The organism is Micromonospora sp. WMMD961 (assembly GCF_029626145.1).
In the GTDB taxonomy this organism is placed as follows: Bacteria; Actinomycetota; Actinomycetes; order Mycobacteriales; family Micromonosporaceae; genus Micromonospora.
Genome location: NZ_JARUBJ010000002.1, coordinates 4,547,174 through 4,566,500, shown reverse-complemented (window position 1 = coordinate 4,566,500; position 19,327 = coordinate 4,547,174). Strand labels below are relative to the sequence as shown.

The 19,327-nt window shown below is 72.6% G+C and carries 12 protein-coding genes; 8 read left to right on the top strand and 4 right to left on the bottom strand.

Going from position 1 to position 19,327, the window contains the following annotated elements; genetic code table 11:
* Positions 1 to 103: 103 nt before the first annotated feature.
* The 4 genes from O7614_RS20660 (at position 104) to O7614_RS20645 (ending at position 5,413) form a co-directional block, all read left to right on the top strand.
* Positions 104 to 1,810 carry an ABC transporter ATP-binding protein gene (locus O7614_RS20660; protein ID WP_278140122.1) on the top strand — a complete coding sequence of 569 codons (1,707 nt, stop codon included), beginning with the start codon at positions 104 to 106 and terminating at the stop codon, positions 1,808 to 1,810.
* Positions 1,807 to 3,693 carry an ABC transporter ATP-binding protein gene (locus tag O7614_RS20655; RefSeq protein WP_278140121.1) on the top strand — a complete coding sequence of 629 codons (1,887 nt, stop codon included), beginning with the start codon at positions 1,807 to 1,809 and terminating at the stop codon, positions 3,691 to 3,693. The genes O7614_RS20660 and O7614_RS20655 overlap by 4 nt, the downstream gene beginning before the upstream one ends.
* A 65-nt stretch (positions 3,694 to 3,758) precedes the next feature.
* Positions 3,759 to 4,337 (top strand): sigma-70 family RNA polymerase sigma factor, encoded by a 579-nt coding sequence (locus O7614_RS20650; RefSeq protein ID WP_278140120.1) that lies wholly within the window; start codon positions 3,759 to 3,761, stop codon positions 4,335 to 4,337.
* Positions 4,338 to 4,354: 17 nt separating this feature from the next.
* Positions 4,355 to 5,413, top strand: a complete 1,059-nt coding sequence (locus O7614_RS20645; protein ID WP_278140119.1) for a beta-eliminating lyase-related protein — start codon at positions 4,355 to 4,357, stop codon at positions 5,411 to 5,413.
* Positions 5,414 to 5,488: 75 nt separating this feature from the next.
* Here O7614_RS20645 and O7614_RS20640 read toward each other — a convergent pair whose 3' ends face one another.
* Positions 5,489 to 10,978, bottom strand: a complete 5,490-nt coding sequence (locus tag O7614_RS20640; protein ID WP_278140118.1) for a carboxyl transferase domain-containing protein — start codon at positions 10,976 to 10,978, stop codon at positions 5,489 to 5,491.
* 331 nt (positions 10,979 to 11,309) lie between these two features.
* Between O7614_RS20640 and O7614_RS20635 the strand changes: the two genes are divergently transcribed.
* Entirely contained in the window at positions 11,310 to 12,566 is a 1,257-nt protein-coding gene (locus O7614_RS20635; protein ID WP_278140117.1) for a phosphodiester glycosidase family protein, read from the top strand.
* 123 nt (positions 12,567 to 12,689) lie between these two features.
* On the top strand, positions 12,690 to 13,787 hold the full coding sequence (locus O7614_RS20630) for a winged helix DNA-binding domain-containing protein (protein WP_278140116.1): 1,098 nt from the start codon (positions 12,690 to 12,692) through the stop codon (positions 13,785 to 13,787).
* Positions 13,788 to 13,824: 37 nt separating this feature from the next.
* Here O7614_RS20630 and O7614_RS20625 read toward each other — a convergent pair whose 3' ends face one another.
* Positions 13,825 to 14,901, bottom strand: a complete 1,077-nt coding sequence (locus O7614_RS20625; protein ID WP_278140115.1) for a hypothetical protein — start codon at positions 14,899 to 14,901, stop codon at positions 13,825 to 13,827.
* A 342-nt stretch (positions 14,902 to 15,243) separates the two neighbouring features.
* Between O7614_RS20625 and O7614_RS20620 the strand changes: the two genes are divergently transcribed.
* Entirely contained in the window at positions 15,244 to 15,972 is a 729-nt protein-coding gene (locus O7614_RS20620; protein ID WP_278140114.1) for a cellulose binding domain-containing protein, read from the top strand.
* A 55-nt stretch (positions 15,973 to 16,027) separates the two neighbouring features.
* Here the strand turns inward: O7614_RS20620 and O7614_RS20615 are convergent, their stop codons facing one another.
* Positions 16,028 to 16,825 (bottom strand): SAM-dependent methyltransferase, encoded by a 798-nt coding sequence (locus tag O7614_RS20615; RefSeq protein WP_278140113.1) that lies wholly within the window; start codon positions 16,823 to 16,825, stop codon positions 16,028 to 16,030.
* A gap of 399 nt (positions 16,826 to 17,224) precedes the next feature.
* Here O7614_RS20615 and O7614_RS20610 point away from each other — a divergent pair, with 399 nt between their 5' ends.
* Positions 17,225 to 17,929, top strand: a complete 705-nt coding sequence (locus O7614_RS20610; RefSeq protein ID WP_278140112.1) for a hypothetical protein — start codon at positions 17,225 to 17,227, stop codon at positions 17,927 to 17,929.
* Here the strand turns inward: O7614_RS20610 and O7614_RS20605 are convergent.
* Positions 17,926 to 19,290 (bottom strand): serine/threonine-protein kinase, encoded by a 1,365-nt coding sequence (locus tag O7614_RS20605; RefSeq protein ID WP_278140111.1) that lies wholly within the window; start codon positions 19,288 to 19,290, stop codon positions 17,926 to 17,928. The two genes, O7614_RS20610 and O7614_RS20605, sit on opposite strands and share 4 nt — an antisense overlap.
* Positions 19,291 to 19,327: the final 37 nt, after the last annotated feature.

The following is a 19,327-nucleotide window of genomic DNA, read 5'->3' as shown; positions in this document are numbered from 1 at the left end:
GCCGGCGTCGGCAGACTCCGCTCGTTCCGGCTCCCCGAGGGCGTGTTAGGTTAGCCTGCCCTCACTAACTGGAGTCCGTCGCCATGCCCCCATCGATCCGAGCATGACAGTCGCCTCGATCAGCGGGAGCGTGGTGCTGCGCCGCGCCCTGCGCCGACAGCGCCGCCGGGTGGTGCTCGGCATCGTGCTGCTCTGCGCCCACCAGGCCACCGAAGCCCTCGTACCGGTCGCCATCGGCGTGATCATCGACCGGGCGGTGGCCACCGGCGACGTCCGCGCGCTGCTGCTCTCCCTCGCCGGCCTCGCCGCCCTGTTCACCGCCCTCGCCTTCGCCTACCGGACCGGTGCGCGGCTGGCCTACGCCGCCGTCGAACACGAGGCGCACACGACCCGCGTCGAGATCGCCCGAAGCGCCCTCGACCCGCGCGGACACCGCTCGGGCCTGCGCGACGGAGAGCTGCTGTCCGTCACGGCCTCCGACGCCGAGTTGTCCGCGTTGGTGGTACGCGTCGCCGGGCTCACCGCCGCAGCGCTCACCGCGATCGTGGTCGCGGCCGTCGCGCTGCTCGTCGTCGACGTCCCCCTCGGGCTCGGGGTGCTCGTCGGCGTACCGCTGCTGATCTTCGCCCTCCAGCGGATGGCGCCCCTGCTCACCCGGCGCAGCACGTCGCAGCAGGAGGCCCTGGCGGCCACGACCGCGCTCGCCGTCGACCTCGTCACCGGCCTGCGCGTACTGCGTGGCATCGGCGCACAGGACCACGCGGCCCGACGGTACGCGGGTGCCAGCCGGCACGCCCTCGACGTGACGCTGCGCGCCGCCACCACCAAGGGCCTGCACCTCGGTCTCACCACCATGGTCAACGGCCTCTTCCTCGCGTCGGTGGCCGGCGTCGCGGGCTGGCTCGCACTCCAGGGTCGGCTGACCATCGGCGAACTCGTCGCCGTCGTCGGATTGGCCCAGTTCATCGCCGAGCCGGTGCAGACGCTCGGATACTGCGTACAACTGTTCGCCATGGCCCGGGCCTCGGCGGCGCGGGTCGCCCGGGTTCTCGGCGCGACGCCGGTCCTCGCGACGGGCGACGCCGGGCCGCCCGAGCCGGGCCCGTCCCGGCTCGCCCTCGACGCGGTCTCGCACGCGGGCCTCGACAACGTCAGCCTGCACGTCAGCGCCGGTGAGATCCTGGGCGTGCTCGCCTACGACCCGAGCGAGGCCGAGGCGCTGGTCGCGCTGCTGGCCGGCCGGGTGCCCCGCGCGGACTACCGGGGGACGCTGTACGTCGACGGCGTACCCGTCGAGGACCTGCACATCGACGCCGTGCGCGCCGTGGTCCTGGTGGAGCAGCATGACGTGGCGCTGTTCGAGGGCACCCTGCGCGCCAATCTCAGCGCCGGTGCCCACGTCGACGACACGGTCCTGCGGGCCGCCGTGCGGGCTGCCGCCGCCGACGACGTGCTCGCCGCACACCCGCACGGCTTCGACCGCCGGCTCACCGAACGCGGGGCGAACCTGTCCGGCGGGCAGCGGCAGCGGATCGGGCTCGCCCGAGCGCTCGTCGCCGACCCGCCGGTGCTGGTGCTGCACAACCCCACCACGGCGGTCGACGCGGTGACCGAGGCACTGCTCGCCGAAGGGTTGGCCGCGGTCCGCGCCGCGGGCAACCGCGGCACGGTGCTGATCACCACCAGCCCGGCCCTGCTGCACCTCACCCACCGGGTCGCCGTGATCGACCAGGGTCGGGTCGTCGCCGAGGGTCCGCACGAGCGGTTGCTCGCCAGCGACACCCGCTACCGGGAGGAGATCCTGCGATGACCGACCCGTCGACCGCGAGCGGCGTCGAGCCCCGGCACCTGCTACCCACGGCCACCGGCCGACAGACCTGGGCCGCCCTCCGCACCGAACTGGCCCGCCTGCCACTGCTCAGCGCCGTCGCCGGCACGTTGCTGGTCGCCGCGTCCGCGACCGGGCTCGTCGCCCCCTGGGTGCTCGGTCGCCTCGTCGACGACGTCATCGCCGGAACCGCCACACCGCAGGTCGTGGCCTGGGCGGGCGTCATCGCGGGTGCCGCGGTGCTCGCGGGGCTCCTCACCGCGGCCGGAGCCGCGGTCGCCGCACGCCTCGGTGAGACCGTGCTGGCCCGGCTCCGGGAGCGGGTCCTCGATCGTGCCCTGCACCTGCCGTCGGCCACCCTGGAACGCGCCGGGACCGGGGACCTGGTGGCCCGGGCCGGTGACGACGTGGCAGTGGTGACGAACGTGGTCGCCACCAGCGGCCCCGCCTTCCTCGGCGCGACGCTGTCCGTCGTGTTGACCGCGCTCGGGCTCTTCGCCCTCGACTGGCGGCTCGGCCTCGCCGGGCTGGCCGCCGCACCCGCGTACGCGCTGGCGCTGCGCTGGTACCTCAAGCGTTCGGTGCCGTACTACGCCCGCGAGCGGGTGGCGACGGGCGAGCGTACGCAGGCGACGGCCGAAGCGTTGCGCGGCTCGGCGACGGTACGCGCCTACCGGATGGAGGACGCCCACGTCGCGCGGATCGCGGATCGCTCCGCTGTGGCCCGCGACCTGTCGCTGGAGATCTTCGGCCTGTTCACCCGGTTCGGGCTGCGCATCAACAGGTCCGAGTTCGTGGGTCTGGCCGCCGTGCTGCTCGCCGGCTTCCTGCTGGTCCGCGAGGACCTGTCCACCGTCGGTGCGGCGACCACCGCCGCCCTGTACTTCCACCGCCTCTTCAACCCCATCGGCCTGCTGCTGTTCGAGTCGGACTCGGTGCTCCAGGCCGGGGCGAGTCTCGCCCGGCTCGTCGGGGTGACCACGTTGCCGGACACCGCATCGTCCGACAGCCCTCGGCCCGCCCGTCCGGAGCGGCCCGAGCCGGCGGCGCTGGAGGTGACCGTCGCGCAGCACCGCTACGACGACGGACCGGTCGTGCTGCGGGACATCGCCCTCCGTCTCGCACCCGGAGAGCGCGTCGCCCTCGTGGGTGCGAGCGGCGCGGGCAAGAGCACGCTCGCCGGCATCATCGCCGGCATCATCGAGCCCAGCCAGGGTTCGGTGAGCCTGCGCGGCGTGCCGCTGGCCCAGCTCGGCGAACACCGCCTCCGGCGCGAGATCGCCCTCGTCAGCCAGGAGGTGCACGTGTTCGCCGGGCCGCTCGCCGAGGACCTGCGGCTGGCCGACCCGGCCGCCACCGACGCCGAGCTGACCCGCGCCCTCGACCTCGTCGGCGCCACCCAGTGGTTGCGCACCCTGCCGGATGGTCTGGCGACCGCGGTGGGCGAGGGCGGGCGCCAGCTGACCGCGGCGCAGGCCCAGCAACTCGCGTTGGCCCGCCTCGTCCTCGCCGACCCCGCCGTCGCGGTCCTCGACGAGGCCACCGCGGAGGCGGGCAGCGCGGGCGCGCGCGACCTCGACCGGGCTGCCGTGGCGGCCACCGAGGGCCGTACCACGTTGATCGTCGCCCACCGGCTCAGCCAGGCGGCCACCGCGGACCGCATCGTCGTCCTGGACCAGGGTCGCGTCGCCGAGCACGGTACGCACGCCGAGCTGCTCGCGGCCGGTGGCGGCTACAGCCACCTGTGGCGTTCCTGGCGTACGCCGGACCCGGTGCCGCCGTCGGCCCGCACCGGGCGTCACCCGAAGGTGGGAGCCCCGGGAACTTTTCCGGACCGGCCCGCGACAACCAGAGTGCGCGGCTGACCGGCGGCGTCCCGACGACGGCCAACGGCCGGAAGGAGCGCCCGTGGCACACAGGACGGTGGTCGGTGCGGACCGTCGGCGTTGACGACGCCCAGGTGACCCGGTGGGCGCAGGAGGCGGGCCAGGGCGACCGGCAGGCCGCCACCGCGTTCATCCGGGCCCTCCAGGACCAGGTCTGGCGGTTTCTGTCGCACCTCGCGGGGCCGGGGGAGGCCGACGACCTGACCCAGGAGACGTTCCTGCGGGCGTTCCGCAACCTGCCCGGCTTCGCCGGCCGCTCGTCCGCCCGGACGTGGGTGTTCACGATCGCCCGGCGGGTCGCCGTCGACCACGTGCGCGCGGCGGTTGCCCGGCCCAAGGTGGCGTCCGTGCCGGACTGGCAGGCGGCGGCCGAGGCCGCCGGGGCGATCACCGCCGGCGCCGACGAGAGCGTGACCCTGCACCAGCTGATCGCCGGCCTGACCCGGGAGCGCCGCGAGGCGTTCGTCGCCACCCAGGTGCTCGGCCTGTCGTACGCCGAGGCGGCGGAGATCTGCCAGTGCCCGGTCGGCACGATCCGCTCCCGGGTGGCCCGGGCGCGCGAGGATCTCGCCACGGCCTGGCAGCTCGACAGCGCTCCGGGCGACGACCGGCGGACAGGCTGAGGGTGAATACTGCCGCAATGACTGTGCGGCGTTCTCTCTTTCTGCACTCGGATCTGCGCCGTCGCCCGCACGACATGTTGCGGTCGATGCTGGCCCAGGTCGACCCCGACACCCCACCGCACGGGCCGGACGGACCGGTGGCCGTCCTGGAACGGCGGATGGCGTCCCTGCTCGGCACGGACGAAGCGGTGTTCTTCCCGTCCGGGACGATGACACAGCAGGTGGCACTACGTATCCACGCCGACCGACGGGGCCGCCGGGTCTTCGCCGCGCATCCGCAGAGCCATCTGGAGGTCTGGGAGCACCGGGGATACAGCGTCGTGCACGGGTTGCGCTGCAGTCCCGTCGGCGACCGGCACCGCCTGATGACCCTGGCCGACCTGTCGACTGTGGCAGAGCCGCTCGCGGCGGTGGTCTGGGAACTACCCCAACGTGACATCGGTGGCCTGTTGCCGGAGTGGGACGACCTCGTCGCGCAGACGACGGCGATGCGGTCTCGCGGTGCCGCCAGCCATCTCGACGGGGCGCGCCTCTGGGAGGCCCAGACCTACTATCGCAGGCCCTTCGCCGAGATCGCCGCCCTGTTCGACAGCGTGTACGTCTCGCTCTACAAGGGGCTACAGGGCGCCGGTGGTGCCGTGCTCGCCGCCCCCGCCGACGTCGTCGCCGAGGCCCGGGTGTGGCGTCGCCGACTCGGTGGGGATGTCTACGACGTGTGGCCGCTGGCGCTGGCCGCCCTGCACGGCCTGGACACGGTGCTTCCCCGGCTACCGGCCCACCGGGAGCACGCCGTGGCGATCGCGGCGGCCATCAACGCCGACGGCGTGGCCCACGCGTTCCCGGACCCACCGCAGACACCTCTGTTCCACGTCCACCTCCCGGTCGGCCCGGACGCCGCGATGCGGGCAGCCGATGCCCTGCGCGCCGCCACCGGGATGGAGTTGTTCGGCCGGGTGCGGTCCGCGCCGGCGCCGGACCGGTGCTCGTTCGAGGTCAGCGTGGGTGAGAACGCCATGGAACTCAGCCCTGACGAGGTGGTCACCCACATCCACGAGCTGCTACGACACGCCACCTGACCGGCGACACGTCACCCGCACCGACGGGTCGGCGCCGCCGGTCGACGACCGGCGGCGCCGACCACGCGGCGGCTGCTAGCCCAGGCGGGCCTCGATGGCCTCGATGATGCGCGGACGCAGCTCGGCGGCGCGGACGACGGCGTCCACCGAGCCGACCTCGACCGCACGGTGGATGTTGTGCACCCGGTCGAACTCCGCGGCGACCTCGCCGAGCTTCTCCGCCCGCACCGACGAACGCAGCTCGTCGAGCTCCGCGGTCAGCGCGGCGCGCTCGGTGCCGGCGGCAGCCGCGACGCGGGCCTCCAGGTCCCGCACACGCGGGTCGGCCGCCGTCCGGGCGTTGACGTCGGCGGAGAACACCACAGCGGCGGCGGGTGCCCCGCCGAGCACCGAGGCGAACGAGCCCTCCAACGCGAGCACCGTCATGTTCGGGTTCAGCGCCTTCGAGAACACCACGAACGCACCGCCGTGGTAGCGCGAGATCACGCAGAACACGATCGGCCCGTCGAAGTTCACGATCGCCCGACCGATCTCGGCCCCGTACTCCAGCTGCAGCTTGCGCATCGACTCCGGTGAGCCGTCGAAGCCCGACAGGTTCGCCAGCACGACGAGCGGCCGGTTGCCGCTGGCCGCGTTGATCGCCCGCGCCGCCTTCTTCGAGGAACGGGGGAACAGCGTGCCCGCCGTGTAGGTGTCCGGGCCGTCGGTGGGCGGGAAGCCGTGCCGCGGCACCGACCGGGACTCGATGCCGAGCAGGCAGACCGGAATGCCACCGAGGTGGATGTCCTGCACGACCGCGGTGTCCGCGTCCGCCATGCCCGCCCAACGCTCCAGGACCGGGTGGTCCTGGTCGGAGAGGGCCCGCATCACCGTGCGGATGTCGAAGGGCTTCTTGCGGTCCGGGTTCGCCTCGACGGAGAAGATCTCCCCGACGGTGCGGAAGGCGCTGCCCGCCACGTCGTGCGGGAAGTCGGAGATGTCGCGGTCGGTGGGGTCGGAGGTGACCGCCCGCCGGGGAGCGTCCTCGCCGGGAGCGACGTACGCGTGGTCGTAGTGCGCCATCACCACGTCCCGGGCGGCCGTGAGGTTCGGCGCCCAGTACTGCGCCTGCCCGTTCGGGCCCATCACCCGGTCGTAGCCACCGATGCCGAAGTTGTCCTCGGCGGACACCCCACCGGAGAAGTCGAGCGACTGCTTGCCGGTGAGCACCATCGCCGAGTCCGGGGTCATCACCAGGATGCCCCTGGTGTGCATGAGCATCGTCGCCTCGGCGTTCCAGTACGGCTGCGCGCCCACGTTGATGCCGGCCACCACGATGTTGATCTCACCGCCGGCCTGGGTGAACTCGACGATCCGCTTGAGCGCGGCGGCCACCCAGTCCATGTTCTCGGTGCCCGAGGTCATCGAGATCCGAGCGCCGGCGGACAGCGCCCACCACTCCAGCGGCACCTGCATCCGCTCGGCCAGGTCCAGGGCGGCGATCACGCGCCGGCACTCGGGCTCCGACAGGGCGCCCAGCGACTTCGTCGGGTCGCCGAGCAGCACGACCCGGGTGACACCCTGCGGGTGCCGCTCGGTCGGCGTCGTGACCACCCCGGCGACGATCGCGGCGCTGTTGCGCCCCTTCGGCCGGTCCACCGGCACCAGCACGTGGGCGTCGTCGAGGTCGTGCTCGACGAAGTCACCGAGCCGGCCGGTCAGCTCGTACGGGTACACGGTGTTGCGGCTGCTCGCGCGCAGCACCTTGAGCCGGTACTCGTCGAGCGGCTCGATCGGCTCGACCGGGGGCTCGCCGACGGCCAGCTCCGCCCCGCCGGCGGCGTCGAACGAGATCCGTACGGCGATCTTGGTCAGTTCGCCGGTCCGGCGGTCGCGCTGCCGCGCGATGAACAGGATCTCCTCCAGCCCGGCGCCCGCTGTCGTCGGGCGCACGCGCCCGGCGATCATCTCCATCTCCTCGCGGGTGAGCTCGCTCGGCGGCCACACGTAGACCACAATGCGGTTGGTGTTGAAGCGCGTCTTCGACGGTCGCAGCGACTGGGCGCGGCGGATCGAGTCGAGACAGGCGGCGATGGCGTCCTCGGTGGTCGGCAGCGCGACCAGACGTCCGTCCTGCTCGCGAAGCTCGGTCAGGTCACGCACCTGCGCGAACGCGACGAGACGCTCGTCGGCCCGGTTCTCCCGCGCCACACACTGGAAGAGGTAGACCTCCTCGTCCGACGACGGCAGGCGGGTCAGGTCGAACTTGTGCAGCCGCTCCAACTGCATCCGCTGCGCGATGTACGGGTGCAGGCCACGGATCAGCCGGTCCTCGGTCAGCTCGGTGTCCGACGGGCGGAAGGTGAAGTGGTGGTGCATCACCGCTCCGCCGCGACCCGCGACGGTGGTGGTGACCCGGCGGACCTGAGGCGGCAGCGGGTGCGCGGCGACGACCTCGGCCAGCGCCGCCGCCATCGCGTCGAAGTCCTCCGGCTGGTTCTCCCAACCGAGGTAGATGTCGGCGTCGACGGAGTCCTCGTCGCCGGCCAACTCGGCCAGCCCGCGCAACGCGCTGCCCAGCGCGTCGAAGCTCACCGCGGCGGAGACGACGCTCGAGTCGGCCCGCTCGGCGACCACGAACGTGCAGCCCGCGACCGCCTGGGTACGGACGCTGGTGAGCGCCCGGTTGCCGTAGTACCGCCGGGTCAGCACCTCCAGCATCACCGCGTTGTCGAGGTGGTCGCGGACGAGCCGCTGCCCGAGCAGTCGGACCAGTGGCTCGGTGCTGCGGACCATCTCGGCGATGCGCTCGGCACGGTCCGGCGCGTCCGGCTGCGCGTCCAGGTGCCGCAGGTGCCCACGGACCGTGGCGTAGACCCGGGCCCGGTTGCGCCGCAGCAGGGGCTGGGCGAACCAGGCGAACACCACGCCACGGGCGAGGTCGGCGACCACGGGGAAGCGCACCTGCGTCGCGGCGATCAGCCGTTCCAGCGCCAGGCCGGCGGGCTCGCGCAACGACTCGTCCGGCGGGGTCTCCCGCAGCCAGGCGCGCAGCAGGGCCGCGACGACAGTGGCGTCGGCGGACGCCCGTTGCTGGGCGAGGAAGATCCGGAACACGGCCGATTCGAGGGCGGGGGAGCGCTCCAGGTCGGTGACGCCGTACCGGCCGAGTGCCTTGGCGAGCCTGGTCTGGAAGGCGTCCGGCAGACCGGCCCGCTCGACGTCGAGGCTCTGCAGGTAGGTGTGGAAGTACTCCCGTGCGCTGTGCACGTGGGCGCCGCCGCCGTCCTCACCGGTCGGCCGGTTGCGGCTCAGCTCGGCGAGATCGGCGAACACCTCGATGAGATCGAGCTCGGCGGCCAGTGGCCGCTGACCGACGGCCCCGGCCCCTGGCCGCTGACCTGCTTCGGTGGCCTGCCGCCGCGCGCTGAGGTAGCCGTCGAGCACCCGCCGGTCGTCGTGCGGGTCGACGTCGAAGCCGAGCAGCAGCCCGCGTAGGTCCTCCTGACCGCGCCGGCTGCGCTCGTCCGCCGGGACGTCCTCGGCGGCGGTCGGCAGGTCCAGCTCGACGGTCTCGGCGGTCGGGTCGTCCGTGGCCTCCTCGGTGTCGTCCGCCAGCGGCTCCAGGCGCAGCAGCGGCGCACCCGCCTCCACCTGGCTGCCCACCGAGACGGCGCACTCCTTGAGCCGGGCCTTGAACGGCGCCCGCAGCACCGTCTCCATCTTCATCGCTTCGAGCACCAGCACCGGTGCGCCCGCCTCGACCTCGGCGCCGATCTCCAGCGGCGTGGCGACGACGAGCGCCGGCATCGGGGAGCGCAGGACGCCACCCTCGTCGCGGCTGACCCGGTGCGTCACACCGTCCACCTCGACCAGGTGGGTCGGGCCGTACGTGCCGGTGAGCAGGCGGTACCGGATGCCGTTGACGACGATCTGGCCGGTGTGCCGGTCGAACCGGTCGAGTTCGACGTCGGCGGTGCGGACGACGGCGCCCCCCTCGATGCCGACGCGGAACCGGTGTGGCCCGACCCGGGCCACGCGGGTGCGGTAGCCGACGCCGCGCAGCTTGAGGTCGAGCGGTCGACCACTGGAGTGCTGCACCTGCGGGCGTCCGCCGGCTGCCGTCGACAGCAGCCGCTGCCGCTCGACGCGCTCCTCCTCCTCGTACGCCTCGATGGCGGCGGCTGCCAGCGCGACCCCGCTGTGGCGGTGCGTGACGAGTCGGCCCTCGCCGCGAACGCGGTCGATCCAGCCGGTGTCCGCGCTGGCGTCGATCACCTCGGGCTGGTCGAGCAGGTCGAGCACGAAGCTCTTGTTCGTCGCGCCGCCCTCGATGATCACCGTGGTGTTCGCCATGGCCCGCCGCAGCCTGCCGAGCGCCTCGTCGCGATCACGGCCGTACGCGATGATCTTCGCGATCATCGAGTCGAAGTCGGCGGGGATGGTGTCGCCCTCGCTGACGCCGGTGTCCACCCGGATGCCGGGCCCGCTGGGCAGGTCGAGTCGCGCGATCCGCCCCGGCGACGGCGCGAAGTCACGGTCGGGGTCCTCGGCGTTCAGCCGGGCCTCGATGGCGTGCCCGCGCTCCACCGGCGGCTGGCCCTCGAGCCGGCCGCCCGAGGCGACGTGCAACTGCGCCTTGACCAGGTCGAAACCGGTCGTCAGCTCGGTGATCGGGTGCTCCACCTGGAGGCGGGTGTTGACCTCCAGGAACGCGAACAGCCGGTCGCCGGGGTGGTACAGGAACTCCACTGTCGCCGCGCCGCGGTAGCCGACCGCCACGGCCAGCCGCTCGGCCGACGTCTTGAGCTCGGCGGCCTGCGCCGCGTCGAGCACCGGCGACGCCGACTCCTCGATGACCTTCTGGTTGCGGCGCTGCACCGAGCAGTCGCGGACGCCGAGCGCCCAGGCGGTGCCCTGCCCGTCGGCGATCACCTGGACCTCGACGTGCCGGGCCCCGGTGACCAGGCGTTCCAGGAACACGATGCCGCTGCCGAACGCCCGCGCTGCCTCCTGGCTGGTCCGCTCGTAGGCGTCGTCCAGTTCGGCTTCGTTGCGGATCACACGGATGCCGCGCCCGCCGCCGCCGGCGGTCGCCTTGAGCATCAGCGGGTAGCCGATCTCGGCCGCCGCCGTCCGGGCGGCGGCCAGGGTCTCGACCGCACCCCGGCTCCACGGCGCGACCGGAACGCCGACCTCCTCGGCGATCAGCTTCGAGCCGATCTTGTCACCGAGTTGGCGCATGGCGTCCGCGCTCGGCCCGACGAACGTGACGCCGATCTTCTCGCACAGTTCCGCGAATGCCGGATCCTCGGCGACGAAGCCCCAGCCGACCCAGGCGGCGTCGGCCCCGGTCTCGGTCAGGGCGCGTTCCAGCACCTGGTGGTTGAGGTACGGGCGGGCGGAAGCCGGGCCGAGATCGTAGGCGATGTCCGCTTCACGGACGAATGTGGCGGTGCGGTCGACGTCGGTGTAGAGCGCGACGGTTTCGAGCGGGATGCCGGTCTCCGCGGCCAACTCGCGGACCGCGTGGATGAGCCGCATGGCGGCTTCACCACGGTTGACGATGGCGACACGGTTGAACACCCGACTGACCCCTTAGCTAGACCTTGAACTGCGTGCCGCGGAACGACGGCTCCCAGCAGTGATCACCTTTCCGGCTGGCGGCGGCCAGCGCTATGGCGCAACCACCGAACCAACAGTCGCTCAGTTGTAGGAAGTCCACAAAAGTTTTTGGCACCCCCGCGCCGGCTCCAGCAGTTGATCAAGACGGCCCGGGTGGTTCACGTCGACCGCCTCCCGCGTTCACCCCCGCCTGGTCGGCTGGTCGGGAAGATCATCGCCGGCCCGGCCGGACCGCCAGCCGGTTCGACCAGCCCCGGCGCAGGCCAGGAATCGCATCACGAAAGGAGCGGCAATGAGGTCGTCCAACCTCGTACGCCCGAGTCTGGCGCTGCTGATCGCCGCGGGGCTGAGCACACTCGCGGCGCCGGTCGGCGCAGCCCACGCCGCGACCGCCACGGTAACCGAGGCGGGCACTCCGATCACCTTCACCTCCACCGAGCAGCTCGCGCCGGGCGTCACGTACGGCTCGTTCCAGGTGGCCACGCCTCGCGGCGCCACCGTCGGCTACCTGCTCACGGCCGACCTGAAGAAGAACAAGGTCTCCCTGGACCTGCTGCACCCCGACGCGGTCGCGCAGCGCAAGGTCGTCTCGGCCATGACGAACGACCAGGGTGCCGTCGCCGGCGTGAACGGCGACTTCTTCAACAACAGCGAGACCCACGTCGGCGTCGCCCCGACCTACTCCTCCTCGGGTCCGGAGATCGCCGACGGCGAGGAGTTGAAGTTCGCGGTGCCCACCGCGCAGCGCTTCGGCCCCGGCCTCGCCCCCGGCACCTCGACCAGGGACGTGTTCGGCGTGGGCGTGAACGGCAAGGCGCGCGTCGACACCCTGAGCCTGGACGGCGAGGTCCGCAGCGGGAAGGGCACGATCGCCCTCAGCGGCCTCAACCAGTACGCGCTCCCGGTCGACGGCGTCGGCCTGTTCACCTCCGACTGGGGTGCCGCCTCGCGGGTCCGGTCGACCTGCGGCTCCGACACCAGCCGCAGTGACCCGTGCAGCACCCACACCTACGAGGTGACCGTGCGAGACGGTGTGGTGACCGCGGTGGGTCAGCTGCCCGGTGCGGGCGCGATCCCCGCCGACACTCAGGTGCTGGTCGGCCGGGATCGCGGCGCGGACGCGCTCGACGACCTCGCCGTCGGCGACCGGGTGCAGGTGCGCGAGAAGCTCGACTCCGCCGGTAGGCCGAAGCTGACGTTCGCGGTCGGCGGAGCGCCGATCCTGCGCGACGGCGCGCCGCTGGCCGGCCTCGACACCAGGACCGCCGCGGTACGCAGCTCGGCCGGCGTCAGCCCGGACGGCAGGACCGTCTACCTGGTCGCCCTCGCCGGCCGCGCCCCGGCCAGCGCCGGCTTCACGATCGCCGAACTGGCCGAGCTGATGCGCTCGCTCGGCGCGCACGACGCCGTGAACCTGGACGGCGGCGGATCGAGCACGGTCGCCGTCCGCGAGCCGGGCCAGGCCGCGGCAACCGCCCGCAACAACCCGTCCGACGGTACGGAGCGCGCGGTCGCCAACGGTATCGGGATCTTCGTGGGCCGGCACTGAACTGTTGTATCCGTACGGATTCGCCCCGCCCGGTGCTCACCGGCCGGGGCGAATCCTTATCCGGCACCTGTCGTCCCCGGCCGCCTCGACGGAAACTGTCAGCCCGGGACGGAGAATCAGCACGTGACCGTTCTCGACTCGCGGGCGCTCAACCGCGCGACGCTCGCCCGGCAGTTGCTCCTCGATCGCGCCGAGATGCCGGTCCCCGACGCCGTCGCGCACCTCGGCGGTCTCCAGGCGCAGGAGCCGCAGGAACCGTTCGTCGGGCTCTGGTCGCGGCTGCGTGACTTCGACCCGGCGGTCCTCTCGCACCTGCTGACCCAGCGACACGTGGTGCGCACCCACCTGATGCGTCGCACCGTCCACCTGCTCGTCGCCGACGACGCCGTGGCCTGGCGCTCCCGTCACGACGCCATGCTGCGCCAACGGGTGCTCGGGGTCTACCGCGGCGAGTTGAACGGCGTCGACCTCGACGACCTCGCCGCGGCGGCCCGGGAGGTGCTGGCCGACGGTGAGCCGCGCTCGATGCCGGAGATCGGGCGGGCGCTCGCCGAACGCTGGCCGGCCTCGGGGCCACGGGCGTTGGGCGAGATGGGTGTCGCGCTCCTCCCGTTGGTCCAACTGCCGCCGCGCGGGGTGTGGCGCGCCAAGGGGGGCGTGCGTCATGTCCTGCTCTCCGCGTGGGTGGGCCGGCAGGTCGATCCGCCAACCCCGGATGGCTCCGATCCGGTCGGGCAGGTTCTCGTACGCCGCTATCTGGCCGCGTTCGGGCCGGCCGCCACCGCCGACCTGCGCGCCTGGTGCGGCCTCGCCGGTCTGCCCGCCACGGTGGCCGAGATGCGCGAGGAGTTGGTGACCTTTCGCGACGAGCGCGGCCGGAAACTGGTCGACCTGCCCGACGCGCCGCGCCCCGATCCGGAGACACCCGCCCCGGTGCGGTTCCTGCCGGCGTTCGACAACGCGATCCTCGGCTACGACGACCGCAGCCGGATCATCGACGACGCCCACCGTCTCCTCTCGGTGGCCGGCGAACGCGTGGTGCTCGTCGGCGGCCGGGTCGCCGCGACCTGGACGGTCGAGGCGGGCACCGTGACCGTCGAGCCACTGACCTACCTCAGTCGGGCGGACCGCGCCGCGGTGGCAGAGGGGGGGCACGCCTTGGCGCTGTTCCTCTCCGACAACGAGAGCGACCGCGTGCGGGTGGCCCCGTCTCCCCGGTGACGGGTCTTCCGGACCTGTCACCGGGCAGACGAAGGTGTCAGTCGACGGTCGGCAGTGCCGTCCGCGCCGCCTCGGCGAGCGCCGCCGCCGCCGTGGCGTACGGGTTGTAGCTGTAGCTGCGGGCCAGGCCGGCCGGCACCGTGAAGTACTCGGCCGACAGTTTCGCCGGATCGCTGGCGATCTCCCCGCGTCCGGGTACGTCGTTGCCGTCGTCCCAGCCCCAGGGCGCGTTCGCCGAGTTGGTCGAACAACTCCAGGTGCCGACGCCGCAGTCGCCGGACGTGTCACCGGCGAACGTGCCGAGGCTGGCGAACAGGCTCGGGTTGGACCGCTGGGCCCACAGTCCGCCGGCGGCGAAGATGTCGATGAGCTGATACCGGACGTCCCGGTCGTTGCCACTGCTCGGCGTCTCGGCGACTGTCGACGGGTAGTAGACCAGGCCGTCGCCGTTGATGGCGTACTGCGGGTAGGCCTTCAGGCCGTGGCCCTGCGCCTCCTGGGCCGTCACCGGGTGTTGGAAGGTGTCGTGCGGTGACGCCTGGAACTGCAGGGTGCCGTCCACGCTCTCCCGGCCACTGGTCCAGGTGCTGCCGGCCGGCGTGTACGAGTAGAAGTCGCTGTGCGCGACGGTGACGGCCGAGCGCAGGACGCCGTACGTGGAGCCGTCGCGCTCGATGGCGAACAGGGCGCCCTCACCGTCGTTCTCGTGCTCGGTCTCGAAGAACGGGTGGTCGGCCCAGTCGCGGGGGTGGAAGAAGAAGTACGTGATGTACCAGTGGGTGCTGGTCTCCACGACCGAGTAGTAGGCGTGAGCGGCGAGTGAGGTCCCCGCCTGGCCGGCCCGGTCCCAGTTGTTGCGGCCGTTGAGGTCACCGTCAAAGTCGACCTTGCTGATGTAGTCCGACTGGCCACTGAGCGCGTGGCTCCCGGTGGCATCCACGTCCTGGTAGTGGATGGGTGCCCAGCGGAGGGCGAGTTCGGCCCGGCTGACGGCGGCTGCGGCCGGCGTCGGCGCGGTGAGGAGGAGGGCGGCGGCCAGCACTGCGGCGGCGGCTGCCGCGATCAGCGCCCTCGCTGCCCGGGGTCGCCGGGGCGTGCTGCTTCTGTCGAGCATGGTGTGCTCCCACGTCCGAAGTGATAGACAATGATGGATCATTGTCGGTGCGGGCGCCCGGCGCGTGTCCGCCCGGCGAAGAGAAGGCGGACGATGTCCGACCGGACTGTGCGCGGCCCCTCTCCCGGGGCGGAGCACGCGCTTGCATCGACGTTTGTCGACTGCCATGCTGTGGTCCGGTCGTGCTCGGGAGCCGGCGCGCACCACATCTTCTCCGGTCCACGGGGCGCACGAGGTGGCGATGCCACCCGTGCCGGGCAGTCCTCGTCGGTGACCGGAAACCCGAGCACGGCACCGGCTACCCCCTCGGTCGGCGGTGCCCGGTAACCACCGGAGGTACCGATGCTTCGCATGTTTCTCGCCGCGACGACAGCGGCGCTCGCCGTCTGGGGCGGGGCGAGCGGCCCCACCGAGTCGACGCCCACGGCCTCGGCCACGCCAACGCCCTCGCCGACGATCGCCTGCCCGCCGGCGTTGCCGATCACGGCCATGGTCGCCGGGGTCACCACCACGAGCGTGACCATCTCGTACTCGATCTTCTTCCGACCGCCCTGCGGCTACGACCCGCCGATGACCGTCAGCCTCTTCGCCAGCCGCGAGGACGCCCAGCAGTGGCGGGCACCGGTTGCCGTTGCCGTCTCCGGGGCGGAGCGCAACGGCTCGGTCACCATCGACCGGCTGACACCCGACACGGAGTACTGGTACCGGTTCACCGACGTCGAGGGTCGGCGTGACCCGTACGTGATCGCGTCGGCGCGGACCGCACCGCTGACGGAGTGCCGCGCGACGGCCACGATCGACGCCCGCTGGGGCAACGGCTTCGTCGCCACGGTCACGGTCCGCAACACCGGGACGCAGCCACTGGATCGGTGGCGGGTGTCCTGGCGGTGGTCCGGTGACGAGCGTGTCCAGTCGGTCTGGGGTGGCGTGGCCGAGACGGTCGGTGTCGACGTCACCGTCCGCAACGCCTCGTACAACGGTGCGCTGGCGATGGACGGTGTGACGACGTTCGGTGTGCTCGTGACGACCAGCTCGGTGCCGGACGGGTTGACGATGGGCTGCGCCCGCTGAACGACGTCCGCCCCGCCCCTGCCGTCACGGCGGGAGCGGGGCGGCGTCCTGCGGGTCAGGGCTTGCGGGCCACGGCGCCGTAGGCGTCGATGCCGGTGGCGTCGGCCTCCTCTGGCCGCCAGAGCGGGATCGGCACCAGGCCCGGCTCCACCTTGGTCAGCCCGGCGAAGCAGGTGTCGAGGTCCTCCGGGCTGCGCAGGATGTACGGCACGCCGCCGCTCTGCGCCAGCCGTTCGGCACCGGAGACCACCTCCGGGCTGGTGTCGGTGCCGTCCCAGAGCACGAGGTAGCTGCCGGAGGGCATTGCGGCCATCGTCCGTCCGACGATCGAGCGCACCACGTCGAGGTCCGGTTCGTAGCCCATGACGCCCATGAACATCACCGCGATGGGCTGGTCGAAGTCGAGCGTCTGCGCCGCCTCGGCGACGATCTTCTCCGGGTCGTGGTAGTCGGCGGGCACGTAGGTGGTGACACCCTCTGTGGTCGTGTTGGCCAGCAGCGCCCGCGCGTGCACCAGCACCATCGGGTCGTTGTCGACGTAGACGATCCGCGAGTCCGGCGCGATCTCCTGGGCGACCGCGTGGGTGTTCTGCATGGTGGGCAGGCCGGTGCCGATGTCCAGGAACTGCCGGATGCCCGCCTCGGCGGCGAGGTAACGGACGGCCCGCACCAGGAACACGCGGGACTGCTGCGCCATGACGACGATCTCCGGGTAGACCTCGGCCACGGCGTCGCCGGCCGCCCGGTCGGACTGGAAGTTGTCCTTCCCGCCCATCCAGTAGTTCCAGATCCGCGCCGCGTGTGGCACGTCGGGCTGAAGCTTCGCGGCGAGTTCGGCGTCCGGACCGGCCATGCCAGGCTCCTATCGAGGGGTCGAGAGCTGGAGGTCACCACTGGGGTGTGAGCGGGATCGTACTCCGGCGCCGCCGTCCACTGTCGACGGCGGGTGGACGGCCGTCTGATGCCTCACCGGACCGGGGGGGCTTGACCTCCGACGGTGGTGGCCACGCCTGCCGCACCGCGGCGCGGCCGTCACCGTCGGACCACCCCGTTCTGGTACGCCCGCACCACGGTCTGCAACCGGTCCCACGCGCCGATCTTCGCCCGGCTCGTAGTTCTGCTCCCCCGTCTGACGTAGGACGGCAATGTGTCTACGACCTGAGGAGGAGGACAGTGTGCCCATTCGCGTGAACCACTGCCCGTGCCGGGGCATCCAACCCTGTGACAGACCCCGCAGAGGAAAGGACCAGCCATGCGCGCCAAGCTGCTACCCGGTGTGCTGCTCACCCTCACGGTCGTCGCCGGGTGCACCTCGCCTGTCGAACGGGTCGGCGGCGACGCGGCACCCGCCGGCTCACCGTCCGCCAGCGCGAGCCCGTCGGCGTCGAGCGCCCCGGCGACCCCCAGCTCCACACCGAGCGCCCCGGCCACCCGCACCTCCGCCCCGGGCACCCCGGCCACCCGCACCTCCGGGCCGGCCACTCCGGTGAGCGAGATGAGGCGGACCGACTGGCCCAACGCGGTGATCCGCGGCCTGGACTTCTGCGGTGAGTCCGACGAGTTCGTGAGGTTCCGCGACGGGTCGAACGGCTTCGACGTGCCCTGCCGGATCCTGCCCGGAGGCGCACGCCCGGCGTACGCCGACTTCATCGGCGAAGAGCCGGCGAACGCGCCGGCGACCGAGGACGCCCTCGTCCTCGTCGAACTGGGCAACCCCGGCGCGGCACGGCGGCAGGCGCTCGTGCCCGTCCAGCTCGCCTACGACGGCAAGGAGCGGTTCGCGCGGCCGGTCATCAAAGGGGACGACCCGAGCCCGTCCGGCGACCGGGTCATGACGTTCGTCTCGTACCGGATCGTGGATTTCCACGTGGAGGCCACCGTCCGCAAGCTCGACGGCGGCACCGAGACCCGCCGGTGGCGCATGATGGACTACGCCGGCAACTGGGAACGGTTCTAGCCTTGCGTGAGCAGCGAATCGTCCACCCGCAACGTGCCGAGGATCTCGTCGGTGCGATCGGCGCCGTCGGTCTGTTTGACCTGGACGTACACGCCGTACGAGCCTTCCACCCCGGCCAGGGTGACCTCGCTGAAGGACCGCTCGGTACCTCCGCAGCGAGCCCAGTGCCGCACGGTTCCGCTGAGCGCGCCGACGGTGACCGCTCGCCCGGAGGCATCAGTGCATCCACTGTGATCGGGCAGCGCCGGCCGGTCCGTGGCCGGCAGCGCACGGCTCACACCGACGAAGACCCCCGGTGTCGGGCTGTCGACGTCGGACCATTCGGTGAGATCCGCCCCGATGAGCAGGCCCGGGTGACGCGCCTCGGTGAGACCGAGCACGGCCGGGTCCCAACCCCTGTCACGCAGCTGCCTCGCCCAGCCGTCCGGCACGGCTACCGAGACGGTGCCGGTCACGTCGCCCACCCGCGTCCACCCGTGTGGCGCGGTGGAGGCGGTGGAGGACCCGGCCATGACCAGCGCGGCGGCCACGGTGCCGACGGCGGCGAGGGACCGGCGGATGAGGTGTGCGGGCGGGCTGGCAGCGACCTGCCGGGTGGCGAGCAGACCCTCCAGCGCGGCGGCGTACGCGGCTGCGCTCGGCCAGCGGCGGTCCGGGTCGCGGTGCAACGCCCGGCGGACGGCTCGCTCGACGGCGGCGGAGGCGCGGGGTGTTGCAGCCACCGGCTGACCCGGCGGCGACCCTTTCAGCATGTGGTACGTCAGGGCGCCGATCGCGTACACGTCGGCGCGCACGTCGATCCCGCCACCGGGAGCGAGTTGCTCGGGCGCCATGTAGGCGGGCGTGCCGGCGACCACGGTGAACCCGGACGCGTGCGCGAGTGTCTTGGCCAGCCCCAGGTCGGCGACCAGCACCCGCTCCCCGGCCGCAGCGGTGTCGAACAGGACGTTGGAGGGCTTGAGGTCGCGGTGCAGCACACCGTTGTCGTGCAGGACGGCCACCGCCCGGGCGATGTCGGCGGCGACGCGCAGCGCGTCGCGTACCGGCATCGGCCCATCGTCCAGCCGGTCGGCGAGAGTGCCGCCCGCGGCGTAGGTCATCACCAGGTAGGGCCGGCCGTCGGGCAGTTCACCGACGTCCAGCACCCGGACCAGGTGGTCGGAGTCGACCTGCCGCATGAACCGGGCCTCCTGGCGGAAGCGCCCCCGGATGTCGGCCCGCTGCGACCAGTTGTCGGCGAGCACCTTCACGGCCACCGGGGACTGCAGCTCGTCGTCGTACGCCAACCAGACGGTCGCGAACGCGCCGGCACCGACGGAGCGTGCGATGCGGTAGCGGCCGACCTGTGGCGGGATGGACACGACCGTATTATCCGACCACCGGGAGACCGGTGACGCC